Source organism: Kocuria sp. NPDC057446 (assembly GCF_042802875.1).
Taxonomy (GTDB): domain Bacteria; phylum Actinomycetota; class Actinomycetes; order Actinomycetales; family Micrococcaceae; genus Kocuria.
The window spans coordinates 1-4,637 of sequence record NZ_JBHVDI010000220.1; the positions used below are offsets into that span (position 1 = coordinate 1).

The window sequence follows — 4,637 nt, forward strand, 5'->3', positions numbered from 1 at the left end:
GGACATCCTTCGCGGGGAGGGCCGCCGCCGTCGTGGCCCGCGGGCCGGTCAGTCCTGCATGTCCTCGAGCTCGATGCCGGTGGTCTCCCGGACCATCTTGATCGTGAAGATCAGCGAGACGAGGCCGAAGAACGCGTAGAGCCCGTACGCGACGCCCAGGGAGAAGGCGGCCAGGGCGGGGAACGTCACGGTGACCACCCAGTTGGCGATCCACTGCACGAACCCGGCCACGGCGAGGGCGGCGCCGCGGATCCGGTTGGGGAACATCTCGCCCAGGAGGACCCACATCATGGGGCCCCACGAGACGCCGAAGAAGACCACGAACAGGTTGGCGGCCACGAGCGCCAGGGGACCGGCGGCCGGGCCGAGGTCGGGCTGGCCGTTCACGACGTCGGCCGTGGCGAACAGGACGGCGAGGGTGGCGAGGGAGAGGGTCATGCCCGCCGAGCCGATGAGCAGGAGCCGGCGCCGGCCGACCTTCTCGACGAGCGCGATCGCCACGATGGTGACCGCCACGTTGACCACGGACGTGATGACGGTGATCGTGAACGAGTCGGCCTCGGTGAAGCCCACGGACTGCCAGAGCACGGTCGAGTAGTAGAAGATGACGTTGATGCCCACGAACTGCTGCAGTGCGGCCAGGCCGATGCCGACCCACACGATGGGCTTGAGACCGGCGGTCCGTCCCCGCAGGTCGGACAGCCGGGGCTTGTGCTCGATCCGGAGGGATTCCTTGATGAGGCGCACGCGTTCGGCCGCCGACGCGGGGCCCTGCAGATTGGCCAGCACGGCCTGGGCCTCGTCCGGGCGGCCGTCCTCCACCAGGTAGCGGGGGGACTCCGGGATCGTGAACGCACCGATCAGATAGGCGACGGCCGGGATGGCCTCGGCCATGAACATCCACCGCCAGGCCTCCAGGCCGAGCCACAGCTCCTGGGTGGCCCCGCCGGCCAGGGCGGCCAGCCAGGCGTCGACGGCCAGGGCGATGAAGATGCCGAGCACGATGCCCATCTGCTGCAGCGAGCCCAGCCTGCCTCGGATCGACGCGGGCGCCACCTCGGCGATGTAGGCCGGAGCGATGACGGAGGCCACGCCCACGCCCACGCCGCCGACGACGCGCCAGAAGATCAGCCACCCGAAGCTGTCGACCACGCCGCAGCCGATCGCGCTGACCAGGAAGAGGACCGCTGCGATCTTCATGACCGGGACGCGGCCCAGCAGATCGGCCACCCGGCCGCCGAAGAACGCGCCGGTGGCGGCCCCGAGCAGCGCGGAGGCCACGGCGAAGCCGAGTGGTCCGGGGGCGACCCCGAACTCCTCCCGGATGGCGCCGACCGCGCCGTTGATGACCGCGGAGTCGTAGCCGAAGAGGAAGCCGCCGAAGGCGGCGACGATGGTGATCCGGAGGACCGCCGAGGTGTTCGGGTGCTCCGCGACCCTGGGGGTCGTGGCGTCTTGGCTCATCGGACAGCTCCCTTGCTGGTGGAGTGACTCGCTGGTGGAGAGATCGGCTGCTGGAGGAGGGTGCGGGCGGGACGTGCCGCCCGCCGCACCCCCGGGACGGGTGCACCCGCCGACGCCGAGGGATGCGTGTGACGCGGTCCACACTAAAACTCAGGGCGCTGAATGTCCATTAGTCGAAGATGCGGTACGTCCGGCGCGTCATCGTCCGGCGGCGTCGCCCGTGGGCAGCTCCGCGTGCTGCAGGGCGAGGACCACGGCGCCCACCACGTGGGCCTCGATCCCCAGCCGGGCGGCCTCGATCCGGAGGTCCCGGACGCCGCCGTGGACCCCGTGCCGGGAGACGACGTCGCGCAGCGGGGCGAGCAGCAGCTCGCCGGCCCGGGAGAGCTCGCCGCCGACGACCACGAGCTCCGGATTGATGGTGTTGCACAGGTTGGCCACCGCGGTGCCGAGCAGGCGGCCGGTGTCCCCGATGACCCGCGCGCAGCCGAGGTCGCCGCCCAGCGCCGCGGCCACGAGGTCGGGCACGGTCAGGTCGGCGCCGTGGGTGTCGGCCAGCAGGCGGGTGATGTTCCCGGAGGAGACGTAGGTCTCGAGGCAGCCCCGGTTGCCGCACCGGCACACGCGCCCGGTCTCGTCGACGGTCGTGTGGCCGAGCTCCCCCGCGGATCCGGTGGCCCCGCGGAACAGGGACCCGTCGAGGATCAGACCCGCGCCCACGCCGTGGCCGAGCTTGAGGTAGGCCATGTTCCGGGCTCCGCGCCCGGCGCCCCACGCGTGCTCGCCGAGCGCGCCCGCGTTGGCGTCGTTCTCGACGACGACGGGCAGGCCCAGCCGCCGGCCGGCCTCCTCGCGCACGTCGATCCCGCTCCACGCCGGCAGGATGGCACCGGCGCTGATCAGCCGGCCCTCGAGGTCCACGGGGGCCGGGAGGGTCAGCCCGGCGGCGAGCAGCCCGGACCGGGCCGTGCCCCGGTCCCGGAGCAGGGTGTCGAGGGTCCTGCCGACGAGCTCGAGGTCCTCGGCGAAGCGGTGCTCGTCGGGCAGCTCGTGGCGCCGCTGCGCGAGGATCTCCTGGTTCAGGTCCGCCACGGCCACCGTGACGTGGCGGTGGCCCACGTCGATGCCGACCACGTGGCCGGCCGAGCCGCGGAAGCCGATGAGCTGGCCCCGCCGGCCGGCGCCGTCCGACGCCGCGACGAACAGCCCGGCGTCGATCAGCTCGTGCACGATGCTGGACACCGTCGACGGTGCCAGTGCGGTGCGCCGGGAGATCTGCGCCTGCGTGAGCCGGCCGTCACGGCGCACCGTGTCGAGCACCCGGCGCTGGTTGGCGTTGCGCAGGGACGTCTGCGAACCGGGCGGAACCGAGGACCCTGCGGACTCGGACATCGTCGTCCTCTTTCACCAGTGAACGTGAACGGGAACACCATCCTAAACAGCGTTCACAGGTCGAAGACAGAGGGGAAGGCGGGCCGGCGTCCTGCCGAACGCGATCCGGAGCGGACCGGGACGTGGCCCGGGAGCGCTCAGCGGACGGAGCCGGCCTCGGCGATCAGGCTCCGGGTGGTGGCGACCTGGGCGGGGGAGGCGGCGACGAAGTGCTCGTCGCGGGTCACCACCGTGGGCACCGTGGCGTTGCCGTCGTTGAGGGACTCCACGAAGGCCAGGGCGTCGCGGTCCTCCCAGATGTTGGTCCACGTGGCCCGTTCCGCGTCCGGGCCCAGCCCGCGCTCGAGCATGCTGCAGAAGGGGCACCCGGGCCGCCAGTAGACGGCCACCCCGCCCTGCTCGACGTGCTGCTGGGCCTCGGTGTGGGAGGTGGCGGGGCGGGCGTGGCGGGACGGGTCCTTCTTGAACACGGATGCTCCTCACGGGGTCGGGCGGCACGGTGGAGATGGCGGCCCAGTCTAGCCGGGGTCACCGCCGTCAAGGGCTGTCCCCTGATGAGGGGACACCGTGCGGAGCTCGGTCCGGACGCGATCATCCCGCGGGAAGGGGTGTGAGGCGGCATGCTCAACCGAACAAGGGTGAAAGATGTAGAATGCTGCGGCGTTCCACGTGAAACAGCCATTCTGCTGAACAATCTCGCCCCGGAAAGGATGATCGGAAGGATGGGCGCACCAGAACGTCGTGGAGCGTCACACAGGGCGCCGGGGGAGGACGTACCGCCTCGAGAGCTTCATGATTTGTCATTCTCTGTATCGATTCGGGGAATTCTTCCGCAACTCCCTTGCCACCCGGTCTCCCGGCGGTCCGCGGAACGTGGCGTGTGTCATGGTGGTGGGCATGGCAATACCGGCGCAGCATTCTTCCCCCCGGCCGGCCCGCTCCACCTGGTCCCTCCCCCAGCTGCACCAGTGGGTGGTCGTTCCCTTCATCGTCGTGCTCGTCACGGCGACCGTGGGACGGCTGCTGGTGTACTCCCCCGGGATCGCGGCACAGGAGACCGAGGTCCTGCTCCGGCTCGACGCGGCACGCCTCGGCGTCCTCGACGCGGCAGCACTCGTCCTGCACCACGCGTTCTCCACCCCGGGCGCGTTCGCGATCATCGCGGCGCTCACGGCGTGGCTCGCCCTCGCGCGCCGGTGCCCGTGGGACGCCGCCGGCTTCGTGATCACGGCGCTCTCCGGCTGGGCCGCGGTCGGGATGGTCAAGGTCGCCGTCGGCCGCCCCCGGCCGGACAGCACGGCGTTCCCGGAGCCGCTCGTCGTCGTCGAGGGCCTCACGTCCTTCCCGTCCGGGCACGCGGGGGCCGCACTGGCCATCGCGGCCGCGTTCTGCCTCGCGATGCGCCGATCGGGCCTCGCCTCCGCCGTGCTCGTCGCGGGCCTGGGCGCCGCCGTGCTCGTGGGCCTGTCCCGTCTCTACCTGGGCGTGCACTATCCCGTGGACGTCCTCGCCTCGTTCCCCGTCGCGTGGGCGGGCCTGGCCGTGGGGTGCGGACTCGCCAACCACCTCGTGCCCGCGCTGGCCTACGGCTTCGGCTGGCGGCAGGAGGGCGCCGCGTGGGACGACGACGTCGACGGGGACGCCGCCACCGCGGAGGAGCCCGTGGTGGACGCCCGTCCCGACACGGCGCGGATGCCGGTCGTGGCCCGGCGGACGGACCACCACGCCGCCTGACGCACGGTGCGCACCCGCGGGAGGGCGCCCGGAGCCACGGCTCCGGG

4 protein-coding genes are annotated in these 4,637 nt (G+C 72.3%); 1 reads left to right on the forward strand and 3 read right to left on the reverse strand.

Annotated elements, in window-relative coordinates; translation table 11 throughout:
• Nucleotides 1-48: 48 nt before the first annotated feature.
• The 3 genes from ACFU0Y_RS17160 to ACFU0Y_RS17170 form a co-directional block, all read right to left on the reverse strand.
• The gene (locus ACFU0Y_RS17160; protein WP_380216017.1) at nt 49-1,464 is read right to left on the reverse strand and encodes a sugar porter family MFS transporter; all 1,416 of its coding nucleotides are present in this window, start codon (nt 1,462-1,464) and stop codon (nt 49-51) included.
• Between the two features lie 198 nt (nt 1,465-1,662).
• Entirely contained in the window at nt 1,663-2,856 is a 1,194-nt protein-coding gene (locus tag ACFU0Y_RS17165; RefSeq protein ID WP_380216019.1) for an ROK family transcriptional regulator, read from the reverse strand.
• A 137-nt stretch (nt 2,857-2,993) separates the two neighbouring features.
• The gene (locus ACFU0Y_RS17170) at nt 2,994-3,326 is read right to left on the reverse strand and encodes a glutaredoxin domain-containing protein (RefSeq protein ID WP_380216021.1); all 333 of its coding nucleotides are present in this window, start codon (nt 3,324-3,326) and stop codon (nt 2,994-2,996) included.
• 427 nt (nt 3,327-3,753) lie between these two features.
• Here ACFU0Y_RS17170 and ACFU0Y_RS17175 point away from each other — a divergent pair, with 427 nt between their 5' ends.
• Nucleotides 3,754-4,590 carry a phosphatase PAP2 family protein gene (locus ACFU0Y_RS17175; RefSeq protein ID WP_380216023.1) on the forward strand — a complete coding sequence of 279 codons (837 nt, stop codon included), beginning with the start codon at nt 3,754-3,756 and terminating at the stop codon, nt 4,588-4,590.
• The last annotated feature ends 47 nt before the right edge of the window (nt 4,591-4,637 follow it).